Raw genomic sequence first — 22,293 nt, forward strand, 5'->3', positions numbered from 1 at the left:
GGCTTGACTGGTTGTTTCGGCTTGCAATGAACTCCACCCCCAAACAATTACGGTAAATTAAATTCTTTCCGCTTAATCTCGATTTCATCGTTAATGTAGAGCACATAATCGTTAAGCGCTTCCCTAGAATTCTCGTTCGCGTTGACGACTCTGCGGAAGGCGTTGTCCAGATGCCGGCCGGTGAAATAACCGCCCGGCACTTGAGGTATGCCTTCAACCCACTCCCACTGACTGGACAGATTGTTGTAATCCTTGATTGGCCAAGGCAATTCTGCAAGTGCTTCTACGTTAGCAGTTGGATAACGTGCAGCTTCGCCCATTAAACCTTCCATCTCTCTACCGTAAGCAATTTGCGTATCCTTGCTGGTCCACCATTTCATAAATTCCCAGGACGCTTCCTTATTATCGGCATTCTCCATCATCATAACGCCAGTCGTATGACTGGCTACCGCATGATTAACGGTTCCGTTATCTTGCTCCGTACCAGGAACGAGTGTGAACTCCCACAGCCCTTTAATCTCAGGCGCGAGCACCGTCAGCATGTTATATGTTGTATAGTCCGCAATGCCGATTGGCATCTCGCCCGTACGGAATCGGTTCGGGAAGTCTGCCAATACCGGGAATTTGTAGTTCGTATAAAATTGCGTCCACTTCTTAAACATTTCCATAGATAAATCCGTATCAAGCGCACTCTTCTTATCGTCATCACGATAGAATTCGCCGCCATTCTGATAAAGCAGCATAGAGAAGGTCGCATTCGGTACGAGACTTGCGTTCGTAGCCTCGATTGGCAGCCAGAACTCCATGTTGTGCTTCTGGAGGACGGAAATCATGTTGTAAATATCCTGCCATGTCTTTGGCGGCGCAAGCCCTAGCTCCTCAAGAATATCCTTCCGATAGAACAGCATCGGGAACGACTGCTGCTCAGGCAGTGCATAAACGCCTTGATCGTACTTGTAAGGCGTAAGTCCACTGTCATGGAAACGCGAGGCTACATCATCGAAATCACTAAACTGGGTCAAGTCTGTCGCAGCATCCCGCATCGCATAGTTCACGGGAATGTCCTCACCGATTTGCATGGCAACGTCAGGTCCCTCGTCTGCCAGTGTTGCCGGAAGCAAGATGTTCCCCGGTACAAGCCTTAAATCTATCGCGATATTCGACTCCGGCGTGAAGGAATCGTCGATTAAGCTCTTAAGCACCTGTGCTTGATCCCGCCCCGTTGTAATCCACACCGTTATTTTACGGTCCTGCTCTCCTCCCGTATTGCCGATGCTGTCATAGTCCTCGGTGTAAGAAGCAAAGTACGCACCAAGCTCATGCTTCATCTCTTGAAAAAAAGTCGCTCCCGCTCTCGGAAGCTTCTTGTCTGGAGAGGACACAATGAGATAGTCCAGCTTAATCGGTTGCTCGCGAACCGTGAGAATCCACGTGCCTAATCCCCCGACATTCGTTTTAAATGCGGTTAAGCGATTGCCAACCGTTTCCGGATTTTTGATCATTTCCTTTAATTGACCAACCATGGTATGAAGAACGGCTACTTTGTCGCTCCGCTCTCCTGTCGATTTCTCTAAATAATCGGCTACGTTCTGTATGATTACGGCTTGCTCTTCGAATGTCTTAACCATGTCCGGTATCCGCTTCCCTAATTGGTAATCACGGAACGGATCGGGCGTATTTGACGTTATCATCAATATTTTCCGATACATCTCATTAAGCTGCAGCACGCTGGATTCAATCGTTCGAATGAGCGGGGCGATATCGCCGAGTGAAACTTCCATTCGAATGCGATGCGTTCCCTTGGACAAATGGAACAAATACGGCTCTTCTTCATCGCCCAGTACGTTCATCTCCCAATCCATGTTGAAATTAAAGCGTAAGCGCTTCATTTCCAGGAAAGGAGTCTCTCCGTCGATCGTGAGGCTTCGAGTGGCGTATATGCCGCGCAGTGTATCCTGCTTTTGCTTTAACGCGATCTGATATAAGCCGTCTTCTGGGGCCTCAAACTCCCACTCGATCCACTGTCCAGGAAGCTTCCAGTTCGTTCCGCCGATCGTATTGATTCGAAGCTTCGACACATTGTAAGGGATGACCGTCGGACTCGATCGGTCCGCCAGCGGATATAACGTAGGAGATGATTTGGCGACCGCGTCCTCCGCTTGTATTTCAAGGTATTGATCCGATACTGCCTTGATTCCTTTGGTCTCATACTCTTTCTTCATATCCTCATACGAATACAAAACTGGTTCCTGATACAGCTCAATATAATCAATCGCCATCGGTTCCCTTAAGGCCGTCAAGGAAAACGATTGCTGCCCGCTCTCAAAGTAAAAGGAGTAAGGCTCGTCATAATATCCATTTCGATCCGTGAAAATTCCGATTTGCCATGCCGGTTTTTCTACCTGCCTTGGCCTGATTTCATTGCCGCGATCGTCACGCTCGATTTCGTCCTGTCGATTTCCCCAAACTCGATCGAATAATAATATATCCGCTCCCTTAAAAGGGACTTTTTCGTTAATGGCAAACTGCCTTTCGATCGCAGAGCTTTTTCCCTCGATCGGCAAATAATGAATCCTTATGTTGTACAGACCCGCTTGTTTTACCAGTACATCCCACACAATGGAGCCGTTATCCGGAGTGACAACCGCCTTGCCGGACAGTCCTTCTAAATCGTCCGCTATGTCGAACCCTTCTCCAGTCGTTCCCGAGAACTTCTCGCCCTCTATTCGGATGACTTCTTCCGGCCGCCCAGCATTTATGTGGCTAGTCAAATACGCATCATAACTGTCTTCTCCTGCTGATGCCGTAACAGCGTCGAAATCTCCCATGGCCATTACGCGTCTGCTATCCTTCGAATCTGAAGGGTAGAAAGCCCATATAGAAGTTGCCACTATAGTGAGAACGAGTATAATTGCGATGTAGTTCTTCTTTCTGAAGTTCAACTTTTCTCCCTCCTGCAGTAAGAAGTTAAATTCAACAACAGTCCCCATTAGAAATATTTCTAAAATGGGGACTGTCTCTCACACGTTATTACATGTTAAGAACCATACACCGCATCAATCGCCGCTTGGAATACCGGTTTATACTTCTCGACAACTGTAGATACCGATACCCCGCTGTTGATCTCTCCGACAAAGTCCCAGAACTTCAAAGCATCGCCGTACGTACCATGGTCGAATACGATCATGCCAGATCCTACTTGCTTAGCGTTGTTAATGTCATCCTCGTTCGCAAAATTGCTTTCAAGGGACGCTTGACCCGGATAGTCATATTCGGAGTCGATATCGTTGATTTTTTCCCAAATGTAAAGCAGCTGCTCTGGATGCTCCACTGCCTTTGGAATTGTTAGTGCTTGGTATGCGCCTTCGCCGGAATGATATTCCGTTGCGCTTGGTCCTTTAGGGAACGGTACGAAGCCGATATCCGCATCCGGCATATCCGTTTTGAAGCCATTCAGTTCATAAATGGCACCGGCATACATGAGCGTATTTCCTTGACGGAAAAATTGCCCAGGCTCGGTCCAATCTCCACCCTCAGTCGGTCTGTACACTTGTTCGGTTGCGAGTTTCGACAAGAAATTCAATGTTTCCTGCGTTGCTGGATCATCCAGGTTTTGCTTGTCGCCTTTCGTCAGGTGAGCGCCGTTCGAATACATTGCATGCTCGACAACTTGAGAATTTGCAAGCCCCCAAGTATCCAGCTTGCCGTCGTTGTTTGTATCTTTATTGGCTTCTTTCGCTGCTTGAACGAATGTATCCCAATTCCAGTTGTCTTCTTTTACATAATCTTGAAGCGCCTTGATGCCAAGCTGATTCAAGAGCGTCCGATTGTAGAAAATGCCTTGAATCAGGTTGCCCTGGTCTTCTGTGAACGCATAGCCTTTGCCCTCATAAGTAAAGAATTCGCTTGTAGCCTTTTGATTGAACACTTTCGTGTTTTTCGTATACTCGTCGACCGGCCATAGCAAATCTTGCTTGACTAATGTCGGAATCGTATAGTTTCTTCCCAAACGGACGATATCGCCAAGCGGTTCTCCAGCAAGCAAGGATGCTGTTACTTTTTGTTGATATTCGCCGAAGTCGACCGCTACGTATTCCATTTTGAAGTTATGCTTCTTCATCAGTTCATCGAGGTTTTTCTTGCGTTGTATGTTATCCGGATTGTCTTCTTGAATCGCCATATCCCACCAGGAAACGACTTTGATCGTTCTTCCACCCATGTCGAAGTCCATCTCGGGCGAGCTGTATAACTCTTCTTCTCCGTCGCCCTCAGGAACGGTAGTCTCCGTGCCCGCATTGCCCGAGCCATTGTTCGAGCCGCCGTTTGTTCCGTTGTTCTTGCTGTTGCCCGAACCGCTGCTGCATGCAGAAAGAACGAGAACGAGCGCGCATAACAAAACCATTAATTTACGAATCTTCATTGCGAATCCCCCTTAACATATTGAACTACATCGAAAGTGTAGCGCTTTCATAAGGCAAGCAACAACCTGTTGAATATCAGGTTTATTACCTGTCATATTCTAGATTGGAAATCATTTACTTTCGCCAAAAGCCGGTTTTTTTTCAACAAGTAAAAACCTGTGGGCAATGCAAAGAAAAGCACGTTGTATCCACTGCCCCCAATTTACATAATTAAAGCGTAGACTTATCTCCCGTCAGGGAAACCCCTAAGTACAAGTATAAGAATGTAAAGCATCTGTTGATTTACTGTGCTTATATTTCACAGCGAAACGTTAGCTTTTACAGCCAAAGACGGCGGTAGACGTTTACGCTCAAGCAAATGCAATTGGGAGGTAACCATCGTGTATAAAGTGCTGCTTGTCGACTATGACTCCACATCGTCGATGGAGATGTTGCAACATATGCCAGAGTGGAATGGAATTGGATTTGAATTGGACGCTTATGCGAACAGCTCTGCGGACGCTATCGAATTTCTCGATCGAAACTATTTTTCGCTCATCCTGGTCGGCATGAACGGCTCTCACCATGACGCCTTGTTTCTTTGTGATTACATTCGCCGGAAGAGCCGCGTACCGCTCGTCTTGATAGGCGGAAGCAACGACTTCCAGCTTGCCAGAAAGGCTCTCTATTACCAAGTAAATGATTATTTGCCAGATCCTGTTTCTTCTGTCGAGTTGACTTCATGTCTTATGACCGTCAAAGGCGAGCTTGATTGTGTAAACGATAAAAATAAAGCGCTATCATGGACGCCTGTGGAAAATGATGCCCAGCTTCAGCCTAATATCATCGAGAGGGTCAAGGAATATGTCGATGAATCGCTGCATCAAAATATTACCTTGAAGCAAATTTCCAACAGTCTGCATTTCAATTGCTCGTATTTAGGTCAAAAATTCAAGTATCAGGAAAATATGACCTTCAATGAATATTTGCTGCAGCAGCGCATGGAGAAAGCAAAGCTGCTGCTTGAGAATACGGACATGAAGGTGTACGAAATCGCGAATGAGATCGGATATTCGGAGATGGATTGGTTCTATAAGAAGTTCAAAGCGTATACCGGTGTAAGTGCTAACGAATATCGTAAGATGTTTTCCATTATCGCGTAACCGCTTACATTTTTTTTGCATAGCAGTATCGACTGACATTTCTAGCAAAAAAACCTCATCCTCGCCTAATAGCGGGAAATGAGGTTTTTGCTTTTGTATAGGAGGTTTCCCAATCACGTCATAATCTTTAAGATTGCTGCTACGTTAACTTTTCGTGCGTTCCTAACGCGGATAGAGGACAATGCGGCCATCCTCCATTTCTACCCGCACCTTGTTGATTTCTTTGAATCCTTCCGTGTCTAGGAAACCGGAAGGAATTTGCAGGCGACCCGCTTTATCCAGCACCGCATATTCCGTGTGGCTCTCCGCCTCCAACATAGCGCTTTCGGCATCCAACATGGCCAGCTCATCAGCGTACGAGACTTTGCGGATCATCTCTGCCGACGTTTTGCCATCCCGAATCTGGACGACCCGATCCACCTTGCGAGCCAGTTCCGGATCATGCGTTACAATTACGATCGTAATTCCGATCGATCGATTAAGAGCTCGGAACAAATCGAGTACTTGATTCGATGTGTTCGTATCAAGGGATCCTGTTGGCTCATCGGCGAGCAGCAGCTTCGGATCGTTGGCAAGCGCGATCGCGATCGCCACCCTCTGCTGCTCACCGCCAGACAGCTCATTCAGCCTGTTCTTCATCCGGTGGCCAAGCCCAACCGCCTCCAGCAGCTCCATAGCCCGTGCCTGCCGGCGCTTGCCGCGAAGCAGCATCGGAAGCTCCACATTAGCAAGCGCCGTTAAATAAGGAATAAGATTACGCGCATTGTTCTGCCATACAAAACCGACTGTATCCCGCTTATAGGCTACCAGTTCCTTTTCTCCGAACTTCAGCAGGTCTTTGCCGTCCACATAAAGTTTGCCGGCCGACGGCTTGTCAAGTCCCCCCAGCATGTTCAGGAGCGTCGACTTGCCGCTGCCTGAATTGCCGATAATCGCCATTAGCTCGCCGGCCTCGACCTGTAGATCCAGACCTTGCAGAGCGAACACCTCAAGATCCGCCATTTTGTAAATTTTGACGAGTCCTTCACTTCTAATCATCCTTTACTCCTCTCCAAGCTTGAGTGCTTGTGCAATCCGGATTCTCGACAAGCGGTAACCGAGAATAAGCAAACCCAGGGTCAGCGTAATGCCGACGATGCTGTACAGCTGCAAATAATCACTGAGCTGCTGAATCATTTCAAAAGGAGGCACTTGATCCTTCGTTGCGAAGGACATCTCGAAGAGCGGTACGAATAGCTCGCTTATCGAATTGCCGATGAAAGCACCCAGAACAACTGCCGCTCCCGAAGTCAGCAATTGCTCGCTGACGAGCATGCCGATAATTTGTCCGAACCGAATACCCATTGCCCCGAGCACGCCGTATTGAAGTGTTCTGCCTGACAGCGTAAGCACCCAGAACAGCAAGAAGCCGAAAAAGCTGATGAGCATGGAGATAACGAATCCGAGTGTCATAACGCCATTGATTGCGAGTCTGAACGGATCGTTTTTCGATTCAATCAGCTCTTGCGTGGCATCCTGAAGCTGGATGATTCGCAGCTTCTTCTCTGCCAGTTGGTCGTAGACGAATTGGCTTGTAACGCCATCCTTCAGTTTCAGCCATACTTCGTATGGCTCTACAGCAAGTCTCTTCTGAATTGTTCCGAGATGGCCTACGATCAAGTTGGGCTGAACCGCTTTTTCATTATCCTTGCTGCCCGTAGGAAGCGGATTCCAGCTTGGCCAGTAGTCGATAATGCCATAGACGATGAATTGCGCCTGATCGAGCCCGTCCCAGGACAAGCTGATGGTGTCGCCTGGCTTTACTTTTGCCTTCTTCGCGATTGAACGAGAGATCAGTACCGCCTTCGTATTAGGCGCGAGGAGATTAAGGTAGCCGTTAATGGGATAGTCAAGCAGCCCATCCTTCATCCATGTCGTCTGGCCGAAGTTCATCGTGTCGATGCCAAAGAGCGTCGTCGCTCCGCTTGCCCCGCTGGCAGGCGTGACGAAGCGCGCATTCTCTTTCTTAAATACTTTAGCGCTCGCCTCAATGCCTTCCAGCTCTTCGAACGGCTGAAACGGCGGCTCGATGTAATTTACCCGGCTCGAGCTGGACGGTGTCGGTTCGGTCAGTGTTTGAGAGGCCGACGACATATAGGTTGAGGGACGCGCATCGCTTTCCCAGCGGGTCATAATCGACATATCCGCTCCGATGGCGTACTGAATCTTGCTCTCCATGTTGTCGTTTATGGTTCGGGCCGCATTCGCGCTAAAGAGTCCTGTCGCAACGGTCATGATCAGAAACAGCTTGATCGTCTGATATTGACCGGACGATCGGCTAATCTGTATTAGCGTGTTGTACAGCGCTGGCGACCACCATCTGCGGCCTGCCCAATAGATTAGACGTATGAACCACGGATAAACCCGCAGCAGCAGCAAGCCGCCCCCGAGAGCAAAAAGCGAAGGCATCAGAAACAGCATCGGATCGAGCTGGAAAGCATCCGAATCAAGCCCTAACCGCTGCAAATCCTCCTGCCGTTTGTTGAAATTATAGAGCAAATACATAGCAACGCCGACGAGGATAAAATCAAGTCCGGTCTTATGCCAAAACGTCAGCTTGTTATGGCGGGCATTCTGCTGCTTATGACTGACGATACTGACTCTGGTTGCCATGAAAGCCGGTATGAGAGTCAAAACCAATGCGGCAGCTACCGCTGCACCCGACATCAAGTAAGCGCTGCTGGTCAGACTGACCTCAAGGGCCGAACGATCGACGAACTCTAGGAAACCGTTCGAGGCGCCTAATACTTTAGTGAACAGAATGCCGAGAAAAGGACCAACCGCAAGTGCGCTAACGCCAAGAAATAGGCTCTCGAACGTATAGGCCGTCATAATCTGCAGACGACTTGCCCCTCTGCTGCGCAGAACGGAAATCTCCGTCTTCTGCCGTTCAATAATGAGATTGGCCGCCATATAGAGATAGAAGGCGAGCATCAGCATGACCGGCGAATAAAGAGACAGCATCATGACATCAAGCTTCTCTTGTTTGCCTTGATAAGCATCCACTGTCGAAATGGCAGGAATGTTGACCTCGTCGACACCGATGCGACCACGGAAATATCGCCTGATGTCCTTGTCGGCCTGTACGAATGCATCAATCGAATCGATCGTTAACTTCTCGTAATCAAGCGCCACGCGCCAATCGAGGCTCGCGAGCTTCGTCTTGCCTCCAATGATAAAATCGCTCTCGAATTGATCGAATGGAATAATAAAACCATCGCTGTCCTCTGAAGCGAGATAAGGCAAATAAGGATCAGCAGTCGGATCCGTCTCCATGATCCCTACCGCGATAAAGCGGAACTTCATTTTGTCCGGCGCTTCCGCGATCAATTCATCCCCGAGATCACGCTTCGTCGCAATAAGGAACTTCTGCGTAACGAGAGCCTCGTAAATGCCGTCCGTGCGTACGGCTGGCATCACGCCGTCGATCAGGCGAACGCGCTTCTCAAGACCGGATAGCGACTTGATGCTGCCCGCCGCCTTTTGCGACTGCTTCTCCTGATCCGTAGCATCAGCTCCGTACACCTTCATTCGCTGCGTGAAGCGTTGTTGATAAGCGGATAAAGCTTCGAGTCCCGCTCTTCCCGGTATCGTTTGCACGAATCGGTCAGCCCGCCTGATGGCCTCTACTGTCTTCTCGTCCACGGTCGACGAGGATACTGTCGTTCCGATGCGGATATATCCCGGATACACGCCTTCTTGAAGCTGCACCGATTGAAGCTCCTTCTGCAGCGTCTGCTGCAATATGGCTTCGGAGTAAAGCGGCATGGAGCTGAACAAAGCCACGCACACAGTAAGGCCGATCCAAAGGTTCAACTGCAGCCACTTGTTGTTTGCCATCTTTCGAAGGATCATCGTCCATAAGGCCATACGTACACCCCATCCCAGCGCCGGATACATTGCTGTATCCGGTCTTCATTGTTAGTTAGTTGTTCAAGATGACCTTCTGGCCTTCCTCGAGTCCCTTAATGATTTCGGCCTCCGTCGGCGTTATCAGCCCCACCTCTACGTCAACCTCCTTGCGTCGCTCGCCTTCCGCCACCTGTACGTAATAGCGCCCCATGTAAGAACGAATGGCCGAGCGAGGCAGGATGATGACGTTCTCGCGCTTCTGAAGCTCGATCGTCAGCTCGGCGCTATCTCCGATTTGGATGCCTGCCGGGGCCTTATCCATGCTCATGTAGAGCGTTACAGCATTGCGCTCTGCTTTGGATCCGTCCGTTCCGATAGGCACAGTGGAAGGCGATTGCAGCACTTTGCCTGTATACGCCTTTCCCTTGTATTTCAAATTGACCGGCATTCCTGCTTCGACCGGCTGTACCTCCTTCATGTCTGCGGCAACATACGTAAGCTGAATGCGGGACGTATCCGCGATCGATACGATAGCCTGGTAGGCGTTCACAAAGTCGCCCGCGTTCAACGTCTCCACGAACGTCACCGTTCCCGATAGGGTCGCATAAAGACGTGATTTTGCAAGACGCTTCTCCATCGACTGAAGCGATATTCTCTCGCGTTCGAGATCGATTTCGCGCAAACGCAAGTCAGTGGTCGACGCGCCGTCAAGATATGCTTGCTTGAACAGCAGCTCTGCCCGTTCCACGTTAAGCTGTTGAAGGCTAGCCTGAAGCTCAAGATCACCGGTTTCCTGCTCCACGAGCAGATCGCCAGCGTGAACTTCCTGCCCGGCGCTTACCTTGATTGCTTTGAGCCGACCTCCCGATTCCTTGAATGACAAGTTCTCCGCGCTCGAGGAAACGAAATGAGCCGTTCCTTTCAGATATGTCTGAATCGATCCGCGGCTTGCTTCTACGATATCCAATTGCTCCTGCGCCGGCTGAACAAGCGGCGGCTGCAAAGCAGACTGCTCTGCAGGGAGAAGGCCGCATCCGGACAGCGCTAGCATCAATGCCAACGCCACTGCCGATCGGCGCACGCCTGAAAGCAGCAGTCCGCCTCCCTTATTCGATGTTCGTTTGCGATACAATTCTTCCATCCTCCAATGAAATGACATGATCGACAAGCTCCATAATGCCCGGGTCATGCGTGGTCAGAACGACCGTCATACCAGAACGATTAACGAGCTCCCGGAATACTCTCATCACTTGAAAGCCCATTCGGCTATCGAGCTCCGCCGTCGGCTCGTCCGCGATGAGCAGCACAGGCTCGTGGGCAATTGCCCTTGCGATCGCCACGCGCTGCTGCTCTCCTCCTGAGAGCTCGGCCGGCCGGTGCTTCATTCTTTCCTTCATCCCAACCTGCTCCAATGCCCGTTCCGCCGCCTCCCGATTGCCCTTAAACGGCGTGCCCGCAACGCGCAGGCCGAATTCCACGTTCTCGTATGCATTCATGAGCGGAATAAGTCCAAATGACTGGAAGACGAGGCCGATTTCTTTGCGCCTCAGAGCACTTCTCTCTTTTCCGGGCATACGCGTAATTTCTCTGTCTCGGAAAAACACTTGCCCTTCCGTTGGCTCGTCAAGCGCGCTGAGCATATTCAGCAAAGTCGTCTTGCCTGAACCGGACCTGCCCTTAAGCGCAACCATTGATCCGGCTGGTATAGCCAAATGAACATCCGATAACGCGGTGACGGCGCCACTGCCTCTACCGAATACACGCTTAAGGCCGACCGCCTTCAGAATCATCCCGCCGATTGCTTCTCCCGGCAATTCTAACTTCGCCAATACCGCTAACCTCCTCATTTTTCCCCGTTATTACTATTTATTTTAACGCTTTCATTTCTGTAGAAGTACCTGTTCATTTCTTGTTCGTTTACCCTATAAACGATAGCTTTGGTCTCGATTAACAACTAAAAAACAACAAATTGAACCCTAAATCGCAAGCTAAGGCCTCTTTTCAATTGAACTATATAAGTTGAACTAAAGTTTCTCGTTTTGGTCGCTGCGCGAGAAGATCATTCTTACAATCGAGGTTGTAACCAGATTTTTTGATTGACTAAGACATTTAAAGGTAAAAATCCGGCTACAAAGGCGAACACTGCGTTTCTCCAGAACGATCTTCTCGCTTCGCTTAAACTGTATTTCTTTAGTTCAACCAATATAGGAACTCCACTAACAACAAAACCTCTGCTTTACATCAAAGAAAAGACTCGCAGCGAAGAGGCTGCAAGTCTTTTTCTGTTCAAGGAAGATGAATCGATTTCATTAAGGGTAACCTTTTCAATTATTTAGAAAACTGCCATGCACGAAAGGTGAACAAATCCGTATCGGCCTTGCCTTTGAACACAAAATACAGATCGTGAATGCCTACGGCGCCTTCAACCACCGTATTTATTTCTGTCCAGCCTGTCGATCCGTCTGCCTGTGGAACAGCAAGCGTACCTATCAAATCGCCATCCGGACTGTCCAAACGAAGCTCTATGACGGCAGCCTCGCTTCCGCCTGCTATGAACGCCGAGAACGTAGAGGCGCCGGCGCCGAAGTCCACGCCTGACACAGCTGTCCAATCGCCGTTGTGAATAGCTCCGATTGCAACCTCTCCTACCGTCGTTCCGTTATCGTCCATCTTATGCGGCAACGCATCAATGCCTGCGCTCCAAGCAAGCGTTCCCGCCTCCACTCGCACGAACGGGTTAAGCTTATCGATCTGCGGTACGCCTTTCAAATCCGCTTCAATTTCTAGAATCGAGCCGTCCGCGCCGAAGCTCACTTTGTTCAAATGCGTCGATCGATAGCCTTTCGGTACACCCATCGCCTTTGATAATGTCTGCGCGTGATACGCAATGTACCATTCGTCCTGGAATTGGAACATCGCATGGTGATTATTGCCGCCCACGCCGAAGAAGTGGCCGGGATTTTTCAGAATGGTGCCTTGGTATGTCCACGGCCCCATGGGATGATCGCTTGTCATATAAGCGATTTCCCCTGCAGGCGGGCTTCCTTCTGGACGAGTGCCGCCGTAAAAATTCGAGCAGTATGTGTAATAATAAGTACCGCCTGCTTTATTGATGCCGGCATCCTCGAACATGAATGGCGCAGGAATGACAGCGGCTTCGCCGACGACGCTGATCATGTCGTCCCCTAGCTGCATAACGCGAGCCGTATCCGGCTTCTCCTCTTTGCCCTCTGGGATACCCCCGCCAAAGTAGATGTACGCCTTGCCGTCATCATCGACCAGCACCGCCGGATCGAACAGCCATGTCACGCCTTCTGCGGCCGGCGCCGATCTCGCAATTAACGGCTTGCCGATCGGATCGATCCAAGGTCCCGTCGGGCTGTCGCTCGTGAGCACGCCAATGCCACTGGCGTTATTCGCAAAGTAAAGGAAGAACTTATCCTTGCCGTCAATCACCTTATGCGCCGCTGCCGGCGCCCAGGATTGCGTCGCCCACTTCGCCTCCCCTTCGGGACCAGCGGCAACTACGAAACCATGATCCGTCCAGTTCATTAAGTCCGAGGAGGAAACGATCGACAGCCGCTTGATTGATCCGTAAGAGTTATCCTTCACCTCTCCAGCGGAGTCGTATTCTAGTACGTCGTAGGTATTGTAAATATAAACACGGCCATTATATACGAGAGCATAAGGATCTGCGCCGAATTTATGGGATACGATCGGATTGCCGTTCTGCGGAAGCTTCCCAACCGCGCTGGCAGGCGGCTCATAGCTCAGCTTCGAGGTTGCCTGGTTAACGTCATATGCCGTGTTATTATGATTGGACTCCAAGATTTCCAGACTGCTTACCTTCAATTCATCTTTCATTTTCACAATCAACTCCCGCTTTTGTTTTAATGTAATCGTAGCCAGCGCTTTGCTGCCGTCAAGATTCGTGAATGAAACCTTGGAACCGTCGTCATTGCTGATCCAAAGCTCCAGCCCTTCATCGGAAGGCTTTAAGGCGACATTTGCCGCCAAAACATTATTGAGGTTCAGAACGATCGAACCGACTTCGAATGCAACCGGAATGTGAAGCAAGGCGCGAATTTGTACAACCTCAGCCCCGATCGGGAAATCATCCATGAGTAAATCCACTTCATATGTGCTATCCCTCTTCTTGCTAAGCTCTACCGTCTCTTCCTTCAGATAAGCCGACAGCTTCACATCAGGCATCTGCTCCGATTCATTCCGGTTAGCCTGCAATTGGCTGAGAAGGAATATCGCTGTGGCGGTCACTGCAAGGGCGGCAATGATTCCAAAGCGCTTCTTGCTTGTCAAAAAGCTTTCACCTCTTTCCCTATTATTGAACATAGTAAGGTTAACCTCGGCAAGGAACAACCCGCCAAATTCTCAGTCATTACCCGTCTATTTCTAGTTGTTATGCAGATGAATCCGATCACGAAGCGAAATAGCAATTCGAGCAGCACCGCCAACTAACAGCCTTCGGTCTTATTGCAGGTTCCATTTATTTCGATATTCGGAAGGTGACATTTGCTCCAGCTTCTCGAATTGAGTGATGAAATAATCGGAATTGTTAAATCCGACACGCTCTGCCACCTCGTATATGCGAAAGTCCTTAATCCTCAACAATTTTTTCGCCTCTGTGATTCTAAGCTGCTGCAGGTATTCATTAAAGTACACACCGTATTTTTTTTTGAAAAGCTGTCCTAAATAAGCCGGATTCAAATAAAATTGACCAGCAATGATTTTCAAACTAATATTTTTACTGTAATTTTGGTCGATGTACGTTTTGATTTTGTGAATTCTCCCCTTCCCGTAGGTTCTGTATAGCATGTTGATCAAATCGCTTGCTTCGAAAACGAAAGCGTTAAGCAGCCGTTTGATCTCGTCTAACGTGACATTGTAATCATACCAATTAATAATTGCTTCAAAGGACGTCAGCTCGGTTTCATCACCTTCCATGCTTCTAATCGATATACAAATCAATAACACGCAGTGTACGATGCTTGTTTGAATCGCCTCGGGCGAGAAACGTTTCTCGCGAAATTCAGAAAATATCCGATTAACGACCAGTCTGATTTCATATGAATCATTCTCCTCGACTGCCTCTACCAACTTCCGACATAGGTCGCCGTCTAATTGTCCGTAAACTAATGTTGTTTCTTTCACTTCGCTATATGCAATGAAACAATCGGCGCTTCTGTAATACTTGCTAGTTACTGCTTTCTTGGCGCTTGCATACGATTCCTTGATCTTATCCAATTGCTTGACCGTTGTTCCCGCGTAGGCGCGATACGGAAGCCCACAGCGATCTTCGAGCCGCATTAATAAAAGCTCCATAAACGTCTTTATGCTTCCTCCAACGCCAGCAAGATACATTGAGGGAACGATCAACCCATAGGTTCTTCCGTGCTCGGATATAAACGGCTCTGACGCTCTTGGGACGATTTGCTGTATCGCATCCCGAATGTCTGCCCGAATTTTCTCCTTTAACGGAAACTTCCTTCCGCTCCAAGGATGAACGTTATTCAGCTCAATTAGCGTGTATGTAAACGCCTCTGATCCGATCGCCATTTCCAGCACTATGCTTTCCTCTTTCGCCTTCCCCGTCGATTCTCCCCTGATCAAAGTTTCGATCTGCTTCTGGTTCTTCAGCATGCGTTTACGCACTTGAAGCTGTTTTTTCCTCTCCAGCTTGTCGTGCAGCTTCACAAGTGCATAAACAAAGTCATCTTCGTCGATAGGCTTAAGCACATAATCCAATACGCCCAAACGAACGGCCTGCTGCGCATAACAGAAATCGGTATGCCTGCTTATAATAACGAACTCGGTATCGAGCTTCTCCTCCTCCGCAGCTTGGATTAAGGCAAGACCGTCGAGTACGGGCATTCGGATATCAGTGATGACAAGATCGGGTTTTTTGTCTCTAATCATGGCAAGCGCGTCCTTGCCATCAGCCGCTTCACCGATCACTTGATAACCGTTGCCCTCCCAATCTATCATTCCTATAAAGTCTTTGCGGAAAAATAGTTCGTCGTCGACAATAATAACGCTATGCATGAGGCAGCCCTCTCTCTTCGAAAATTGAAAAGTGCTATATTTTTTAAAGTAAACGCTATAATTCCTTAAGCATCGACCATGTTATGATAGGTTCAAAAAAATGTACTGTGGAGGTTGCGACAATGTCAGACTCAAACCAAGGTGCTTTCCATACAGGCAGCTACAGAAATCTATTCAAGGAACTTGGGTATTCCTTTCAGGAAATCGAAAGCAAGCTCGAGCAGGCTTGGAACGAGCTGTTCTATGGCAACCCTGAAATGCGCATCTATTACCCTTTGGGCGACGACAAAGGGTATCTTCTAGATACTGGCAATCTGGATGTACGCTCAGAAGGCATGTCTTACGGCATGATGATGGCGGTGCAAATGAACAAAAAAGATGAATTCGACAGACTATGGAACTATGCGAAGACGTTCATGCAGCATAAGGACGGGCGTTACAAGCATTACTTCGCGTGGCATTGCAAGCCGGACGGCTCTCGTATTTCGCAAGGTCCAGCACCCGACGGGGAAGAGTTTTTCGCCATGGCCTTAATTTTCGCCTCCAACCGCTGGGGTAACGGGCCAGTGCCGTTTGATTATTCCGAGCAAGCCAAAACAATTCTGCGCGCATGCATCCATCAGGGAGAGAACGGCGAAGGCGACCCGATGTGGGATCCAGCAACTAAGCTGATTAAATTCATTCCTGAATCGCCGTTTAGCGATCCCTCCTATCATCTCCCGCACTTCTATGAATTGTTCGCGATTCATGCCGATGAACAGGACAGGCCGTTCTGGAGAGATGCCGCAGAAGCGAGTCGCGCTTACCTGCATGCTGCCTGCCATCCGGAAACGGGACTCTCCCCCGAATACGCGAACTATGACGGAACGCCTGCGGTACCTCAGCGGCACGGCGACTTTCGGCATTTCTTCAGTGACGCTTACCGCGTAGCGGCGAATATCGGACTTGACTATGAATGGTTCCGCAAGGACCCATGGCAAATCGATCAGAGTAATCGCATCCAGGCGTTCTTCCGCAACATCGATGTTTCCGACTATCGTCGCTATACAATCGAAGGCAAACCATTTGATGAACCGGCGCTGCATCCGATCGGCCTTCTCGCCACGAATGCAATGGCTTCTCTCGCTGCGGACGGACCCGATGCCGCCTATTTTGTCCGCTTGTTCTGGGACACGCCCCTCCGTACCGGCGATCGACGCTATTACGATAATTGCCTGTATTTCTTCAGTCTGCTGGCATTAAGCGGCAACTACCGTATTTATTAAACAATTTCACAAGGTGAAACGGCTGTCGCCGTCATTTGGCGGCGTGGCTCGATTTATTCCGAGTCATATAAGACTTCGATTGCGATCCGCGGCATCGCTCGGCCTCTCGTTACATCAATTTATCGTCTTCAAGATACATCCACAACCTGACGAATCATATGTTTTTACCCTTCAAATTGTAGTACTGCAACAACGGGCTACGCGCAGAAACAATGAACAAGGCGAAAGGATAAGAGAAACCTTATCCTTTCGCCTTGTTCATTGGAATTCATCTATACGTTGAGTGAATCGCGATACTCTTGGGGCGTCATACCCGTCACCTTCTTGAAGAAACGCGTGAACGAATGAGCGGCTTCATACCCGACTGATACGGCAACCTCTCTTACCTTCAAATCGTTGTCATGCAGCAGTTCCTTCGCTTTTCTTGCTCTGCAGGTATCGATATATTCAGATAGATTAATGCCTCGTTCCTGCTTGAAGAAACGCGACAGATAGGATGGATTGAAGTAGTGGATTTCCGCAAGCCTTACCAAAGAAAGGTCCTCCCTCAGATGGTCGTCGATGTACTGGCAGATTCGGTCAATAACTTGCGAGGTTCTGTCCCGCTCATCGCTCTGCTTATATCGGAAAATCGCTTCCGCGGTTTGCTTCAAATACTCGAACCCCTCCTTCATCGAGGCATGGCAGTCCAGTCGCATCAGCTTCCCGTGATCATCAAGGCGGCTTTGCAGCCCCAGCTTGTTCAAGCACGAGTAGAGTATCAGAGCAACCGAATAATAAGCTTCGATGGATCGCTGTGCTTGCTCGTTGTGAAGCAGCGCCACTCTCGACAATTGCTCCCAATCAGAATAAAACTCTTCCGCGCGGCCAGCCTCCAAATGTGCAGCCATAATCTCTACTTTACGGCTCGGTACGAATGCTTCTTTCCCCGAAAATCCGTCCATATTCTCGTCATGATCCCTTAGAATCATGCAAATGCCAGTTCCGATCCTAAGCTGCTGCAGTCGGCGCAGTCTCTCATATTGCTGGGTGACGGCCGTCCAATCGCAGCTTGTTCCGCTTATTGTCAACGTGATTTCCAGTTTAAGAGAGGAGAGGCAGGCTTCTTGGATAAGCTCGAGTACCCCCTCGATATAACATGCGAAGTCGACGGCTGGTTTCCCACCGCTTTCACTTCCAGACTGTATGAACCACATAAGGTCACCATGCCGATCGACAATTCCGATGCTCTTCACATGGTCCTTCAGCAAGGAATCCCATATCGTCCTGGCCGAAGCAAGCAGCTTGCTCCTCTCCGTATACGTCATGCCGGACGGGTACGACAACCTAGCAAGCACGAGCATGACAGTTTTCGTTGGGTCCAGTCCGATATTCAAATGGCCGAATTCCTCCATGAGCTCCTTCTGCTCCGAACAGAGCGAATCGCTCTCATGCAGCAGTTGCCTCATATAATCGCCTTGCGCCATGAACTCGTATGCATACTTCTGCTCACGTGATTGCTCAAGCAACATGTTCTCGACCGTGCTTCGCTGAATATCGAGCAAGGCGCCCCGGACGGCTTCCGTCACTTTCGCATACCCTTCTGTCTTCAGCAAATAACGGACATCCGGCATTTGAAATGCCCGGTAAGCAAAATCGAATTCGCTATGTCCCGTAAGAAAAATGACCTTGCATCTCGGCCAATACGTCAATATTTCTTCCGACAACTCCAGTCCGTTCTTGCCCGGCATGGCGATATCAGTCATTACAATATCGATGCGCGTTCGCGACATCCATTCCAAAGCTTCCTTAGCCGAATACGCCTTGCAAACGTCCAATTGATCCGGAATGAGCTTGCTCAACACCTCATAAAGTCCGTCGGTTATAATTTCCTCGTCATCGACGATTAGCAGCCGGTGCATCCCCATCCGCCTCCTTTGAATTTATGCGTATTTCGACTCGCAAGCCACCTAACTCACTTCTTGATAGAAACAAGCCGCTACCTTCGCCATAGGTCAGTATAATCCGACGGTGGATATTAATGATCCCTGTCATTTCATGCGCTTCCCCGTTATTTGCCATTTGACCGTTCAAAGCGTCGACTAGAGCGTCATCGATCCGGCTTCCGTTGTCTTCGACGACAATCATGGACTCCTGCTCATTCCGTACAAAGAAGATGCGCAGAAAGCCCTCCTCCGACATTTTCTCAAGACTATGTTCATACGCGTTCTCGATAATCGGCTGAACGATAAGCCTTGGTACACGTATGCGCTCCATTTCCTTCGGCAGCTCGTCGAACTGTACGCTTATGCGTCTAGAAAACCTAAGCTTCTGGATCTCGGTATACATCCTTGCATGCTTGATTTCCTCCGAAAGGTAAACATTATCCTCCCCGTTGCGCGTAATAAATCTGAAATATTCGCCCAGCATATTTGTAAAAAGCTCGATACGATCCGTATCGCCCGTTTTGGCAAGCGAATTAAGGATAAAGAAGCTATTGTACAGGAAATGCGGGTTAATCTGTGACTGCAGCTGCTTCAGCTCAGCCTTCTGCATCATCAGCTTCTGCTTAAAATCCTGATCGATCAGCGTCTGCAATTTGTTCAGCATGTGATTAAAACGATCATATAAATAACCGAACTCGTCCTTCTTCTCGTGATCGATCTGAATATCCAGCGTGCCGCCTTCCATTCTGCGGAAGCTCTGAACAAGCAGCAGCAGCGGCCGATGAACGAGCCTATACGTCGAGAGGGAATAAACAACTATAGCGAGAATCGACGTGCCCGTGAACAGCCAAGCCCATAGATTAAACTTATTAAGCGGCCTTTTGACCGTCTCCTCCGGCAAATACGTGACGACCGAAAGCCCTAATTCCGGTGAATTGGCTTTGTCGACATGATACGATTGTCCATTGACTTTCAATAGCAGGGAACTTTCTTTCGAAAGACGAGTTGTTTGCAAATATTTGTCCAAAATAACGCTAGAATTGTCGTTGCCAAGCAGCGTAAAATCCACCTGATCGGCGATCAAGAAAGAACCGCTCTCAGCATAAACGCTCAGTTGATTTAACGATTCCTTCAGCTTCGCCGTATCGAGCTCGATCTGCACGATATAAAGCGGCTCTTCCCCCTTCCTTCCCCCGAACTTGGAGGCGCTTAGGTGAAGTGAATCTCCCTGCCTGATGAGACGCTTCGCCCCGTTTCGTTCCGACACGGCACGGATTTGATCATACCTTCCTTGCTCGAGATCGTGAACGGCATTGCCGAATGAGAGCGTTTTGCCGATGGAGGGGATATGAACATATATATCCTTCATATAAGCGCTGCTGTTCTTAATGGAGGTCAGCCGATGAACCAAGTAGTCCATGCTCTCCTTCTTCTCGACGCTGTCCATCATATCCCACGTTACCGCGACTTTCGTAAGCTCTCCTTCCTGCAGCATATCGAATTGCTGAACCTCCAGCCATTCCACCTCGCGGTTCATGTCCTCAAGATACGATGACAGCTGCGCCAAGGTGTTTCTGGAAATGTCCTGGCTCGCGTTGGTGTAGCTCCAGTTATATAAATAAACGCCAAGTAAGATAATAGGCAAAATAACGACGAGATGCATGATAACAAGCCTTAAAAACAAAGCATGGCGCATGGAATTGACGGGTATCTTAAGCAATCTTACACAACTCCTCGCAAGCAGCTTTATCTATGGAGGGAACAAGTAATACTAAAGGAACGCCATGAGAGAACCTACTTCTTATCTAGGATGTACCGTCTTTCTTGGTATACCACTCGTTTACCTCAGCCGTCATCTGCGATCCGCCTAATCGATGCCATTCTTCGACGAAGCGGTCAAATTCCTCGATAGGCCGTCCGAGAATAATGTTCATATATGTTTTATGCTTCAAATCGTCCAATATGGATTGCTTCTCGATAATCGCTTGCGTCGGAACGCCGACGAACTTCTCGTAGAGCAGCTGATTGTTTTTTTCATAATCCCTGAAGATGGAGAACGCCCCCTTGGGCCCGTAAGTACGTTCCCACCCCCAGCCGGTTACGTTGTTTTTAGTCAAATACGCATCGATATTTTTTTTGATCGCTTTAGCCTCATCATGCAGCACCGCTTCGTCTCCCGTGGTCCGGAATTCATCCAGCTGCAGAAAAGCCTCGTAATTTTTGAGCAATGGGGCGGGAGTAAAGGGCGAGAGCTGCCATGCTGGATACGGAGTGCTGTAGTAGGTTTCGTATTCCGCTGTAACGCCCCAATTTTTCTCTAGATGCAAATTGATCATTTTCACGATCGCTTCGGGGTGCTCTACCCCTTTTTTGACGGCTAGAAACTGCGTAGTCGCAAAGCGAAGCGGTACTTTGGGCTTCTGGCCGCTATCCGACACAATAGGGAATGGCTGCCAGTCCGCATCGGCATCCTTCTCGTAGCTTGCTTGAACCAAGAATGAACCCCATTGCTCTCCGAACATCATGCCGATTTTCCCTTCCGAGATCATCGCCTTCTCTTTACGGCCGTCCTTTAACGCAAATTCCGGATCAATTTGTCCATCGCGGTACATCTGCTGAAGAACGGCTAGCGCCTTTTTCACTTCCGGCTGAACGGCTCCATTCATAAGCTTGCCCGTATCATCCTCCAGCCAAATGTTTGGGTAAGCGCCGTAACCGGCCATAAAATCCAAAGCCCCCATAACGGGATCCCACAAATATTGCGTGAGCGCCAGCCCGTACGTGTCGTTTTTGCCGTTTCCGTCGGGATCGTTTTCTGTAAACGCTTTCGAAATTGCGAGCAAATCATTCAACGTCTCTGGCGGCTTTAAATCGAGCCGCTTCAGCCAATCGGTCCGTATCCATAAGTATTGGGCTCCTTCGATCGATGCCGACGTTTCTGGTATCGCCATCAGCTTCCCGTCAATCGTTGCCGCCTCAAACGGCCCCGTCCCTTCCTGGTTCAGCACATCCTTGGTGAACGGCGCTGCATACTGCTCGTACACGCTGGTTAAATCCTGCATGAGTCCTTCGTTTGCCAATTGCCGCAACTGCTGCGCATTCACTCTGACGATATCGGGTATGTTGCCCGATGCTAACGCAGATCCTAATTTTTGTTGATAGAGATCCCTTTTGGCAGTCCATTCGTACTTAACACGAATGCCAAGCACATCCTCGTAGAGCTGGCTCCACCGATTGTTATCGAGTGTCTCCCCCGGAAAATTGGCTATCAAATCCGTAAAATCTTCGTCTATTTCCCGTACGAGCGAAATTTCGATCGGAGGATTATATTTGGTTAAGCCTAAATCCGAATACATCGATTGTTCCGTAACTTCGGTATCAGGCTTCTCTGCTGCTTCCTTATTTTCTTCGCACGCCGTAAGCGTCTGCATAAACATGAATACGGCGAGCATAAGCGCAGCCTTATTCCATATTCGCTTCCGCAAGATGACAACCCCATTTCTCGACAACGAATTAATCATGCATGTTTATTATTCTCCATGATTGATCACCAAAAAATCAAGAGCCAATCCTTTATAATGTTACCCAA

General features: G+C 49.0%; 13 protein-coding genes. 2 read left to right on the top strand and 11 right to left on the bottom strand.

The genetic code is table 11. From position 1 onward, the window contains the following. Window positions 1–47 precede the first annotated feature (47 nt). Both AC1DPK_RS00205 and AC1DPK_RS00210 read right to left on the bottom strand, forming a co-directional pair. On the bottom strand, window positions 48–2,942 hold the full coding sequence (locus AC1DPK_RS00205) for an extracellular solute-binding protein (protein WP_477508878.1): 2,895 nt from the start codon (window positions 2,940–2,942) through the stop codon (window positions 48–50). 95 nt (window positions 2,943–3,037) lie between these two features. Further along, entirely contained in the window at window positions 3,038–4,420 is a 1,383-nt protein-coding gene (locus AC1DPK_RS00210; protein WP_477508879.1) for an ABC transporter substrate-binding protein, read from the bottom strand. A gap of 381 nt (window positions 4,421–4,801) precedes the next feature. Here AC1DPK_RS00210 and AC1DPK_RS00215 point away from each other — a divergent pair, with 381 nt between their 5' ends. Further along, a complete protein-coding gene (locus AC1DPK_RS00215; RefSeq protein WP_477508880.1) occupies window positions 4,802–5,563 on the top strand; it encodes a response regulator transcription factor in 762 nt (253 codons plus the stop codon). 162 nt (window positions 5,564–5,725) lie between these two features. On the opposite strand, the gene AC1DPK_RS00220 is transcribed toward AC1DPK_RS00215, so the two are convergent. From AC1DPK_RS00220 to AC1DPK_RS00245, 6 genes are all read right to left on the bottom strand, one after another. Then, a complete protein-coding gene (locus AC1DPK_RS00220; protein WP_477508881.1) occupies window positions 5,726–6,601 on the bottom strand; it encodes an ABC transporter ATP-binding protein in 876 nt (291 codons plus the stop codon). Between the two features lie 3 nt (window positions 6,602–6,604). Then, window positions 6,605–9,472: an ABC transporter permease gene (locus AC1DPK_RS00225; protein WP_477508882.1), complete on the bottom strand. Its 2,868-nt coding sequence runs from the start codon at window positions 9,470–9,472 to the stop codon at window positions 6,605–6,607. Window positions 9,473–9,527: 55 nt separating this feature from the next. Beyond that, the gene (locus tag AC1DPK_RS00230) at window positions 9,528–10,613 is read right to left on the bottom strand and encodes an efflux RND transporter periplasmic adaptor subunit (RefSeq protein ID WP_441880485.1); all 1,086 of its coding nucleotides are present in this window, start codon (window positions 10,611–10,613) and stop codon (window positions 9,528–9,530) included. Beyond that, window positions 10,561–11,244 carry an ABC transporter ATP-binding protein gene (locus AC1DPK_RS00235; RefSeq protein ID WP_441880612.1) on the bottom strand — a complete coding sequence of 228 codons (684 nt, stop codon included), beginning with the start codon at window positions 11,242–11,244 and terminating at the stop codon, window positions 10,561–10,563. Before AC1DPK_RS00235 ends, AC1DPK_RS00230 begins: the two co-directional genes overlap by 53 nt. Window positions 11,245–11,782: 538 nt before the next feature. Continuing rightward, complete coding sequence (locus tag AC1DPK_RS00240; RefSeq protein WP_477509118.1) at window positions 11,783–13,318, bottom strand: glycoside hydrolase family 43 protein; 1,536 nt, start codon at window positions 13,316–13,318, stop codon at window positions 11,783–11,785. 624 nt (window positions 13,319–13,942) lie between these two features. Beyond that, the gene (locus AC1DPK_RS00245) at window positions 13,943–15,514 is read right to left on the bottom strand and encodes a response regulator transcription factor (RefSeq protein WP_441880483.1); all 1,572 of its coding nucleotides are present in this window, start codon (window positions 15,512–15,514) and stop codon (window positions 13,943–13,945) included. A 122-nt stretch (window positions 15,515–15,636) separates the two neighbouring features. On the opposite strand from AC1DPK_RS00245, the gene AC1DPK_RS00250 reads away from it, so the two are divergent. Further along, window positions 15,637–16,779 (top strand): family 8 glycosyl hydrolase, encoded by a 1,143-nt coding sequence (locus tag AC1DPK_RS00250; protein ID WP_477508883.1) that lies wholly within the window; start codon window positions 15,637–15,639, stop codon window positions 16,777–16,779. A 272-nt stretch (window positions 16,780–17,051) separates the two neighbouring features. Here AC1DPK_RS00250 and AC1DPK_RS00255 read toward each other — a convergent pair whose 3' ends face one another. The 3 genes from AC1DPK_RS00255 to AC1DPK_RS00265 form a co-directional block, all read right to left on the bottom strand. After that, the gene (locus tag AC1DPK_RS00255; protein ID WP_477508884.1) at window positions 17,052–18,680 is read right to left on the bottom strand and encodes a helix-turn-helix domain-containing protein; all 1,629 of its coding nucleotides are present in this window, start codon (window positions 18,678–18,680) and stop codon (window positions 17,052–17,054) included. Next, the gene (locus AC1DPK_RS00260; protein ID WP_477508885.1) at window positions 18,655–20,424 is read right to left on the bottom strand and encodes a sensor histidine kinase; all 1,770 of its coding nucleotides are present in this window, start codon (window positions 20,422–20,424) and stop codon (window positions 18,655–18,657) included. Before AC1DPK_RS00260 ends, AC1DPK_RS00255 begins: the two co-directional genes overlap by 26 nt. 85 nt (window positions 20,425–20,509) lie before the next feature. Beyond that, on the bottom strand, window positions 20,510–22,225 hold the full coding sequence (locus AC1DPK_RS00265) for an extracellular solute-binding protein (RefSeq protein WP_477508886.1): 1,716 nt from the start codon (window positions 22,223–22,225) through the stop codon (window positions 20,510–20,512). Between the last annotated feature and the right edge of the window lie 68 nt (window positions 22,226–22,293).

The sequence above is a fragment of the Paenibacillus sp. 01T424 genome (genome assembly GCF_056398745.1).

Excerpts from the sequence above, each read along its gene's own strand:
- AC1DPK_RS00210 (WP_477508879.1), bottom strand. The coding sequence starts at position 4,420 with ATGAAGATTCGTAAATTAATGGTTTTGTTATGCGCGCTCGTTCTCGTT.
- AC1DPK_RS00220 (WP_477508881.1), bottom strand. The coding sequence starts at position 6,601 with ATGATTAGAAGTGAAGGACTCGTCAAAATTTACAAAATGGCGGATCTT.
- AC1DPK_RS00225 (WP_477508882.1), bottom strand. The coding sequence starts at position 9,472 with ATGGCCTTATGGACGATGATCCTTCGAAAGATGGCAAACAACAAGTGG.
- AC1DPK_RS00230 (WP_441880485.1), bottom strand. The coding sequence starts at position 10,613 with ATGTCATTTCATTGGAGGATGGAAGAATTGTATCGCAAACGAACATCG.
- AC1DPK_RS00235 (WP_441880612.1), bottom strand. The coding sequence starts at position 11,244 with ATGATTCTGAAGGCGGTCGGCCTTAAGCGTGTATTCGGTAGAGGCAGT.
- AC1DPK_RS00240 (WP_477509118.1), bottom strand. The coding sequence starts at position 13,318 with ATGAAAGATGAATTGAAGGTAAGCAGTCTGGAAATCTTGGAGTCCAAT.
- AC1DPK_RS00245 (WP_441880483.1), bottom strand. The coding sequence starts at position 15,514 with ATGCATAGCGTTATTATTGTCGACGACGAACTATTTTTCCGCAAAGAC.
- AC1DPK_RS00250 (WP_477508883.1), top strand. The coding sequence starts at position 15,637 with ATGTCAGACTCAAACCAAGGTGCTTTCCATACAGGCAGCTACAGAAAT.
- AC1DPK_RS00255 (WP_477508884.1), bottom strand. The coding sequence starts at position 18,680 with ATGCACCGGCTGCTAATCGTCGATGACGAGGAAATTATAACCGACGGA.
- AC1DPK_RS00265 (WP_477508886.1), bottom strand. The coding sequence starts at position 22,225 with ATGATTAATTCGTTGTCGAGAAATGGGGTTGTCATCTTGCGGAAGCGA.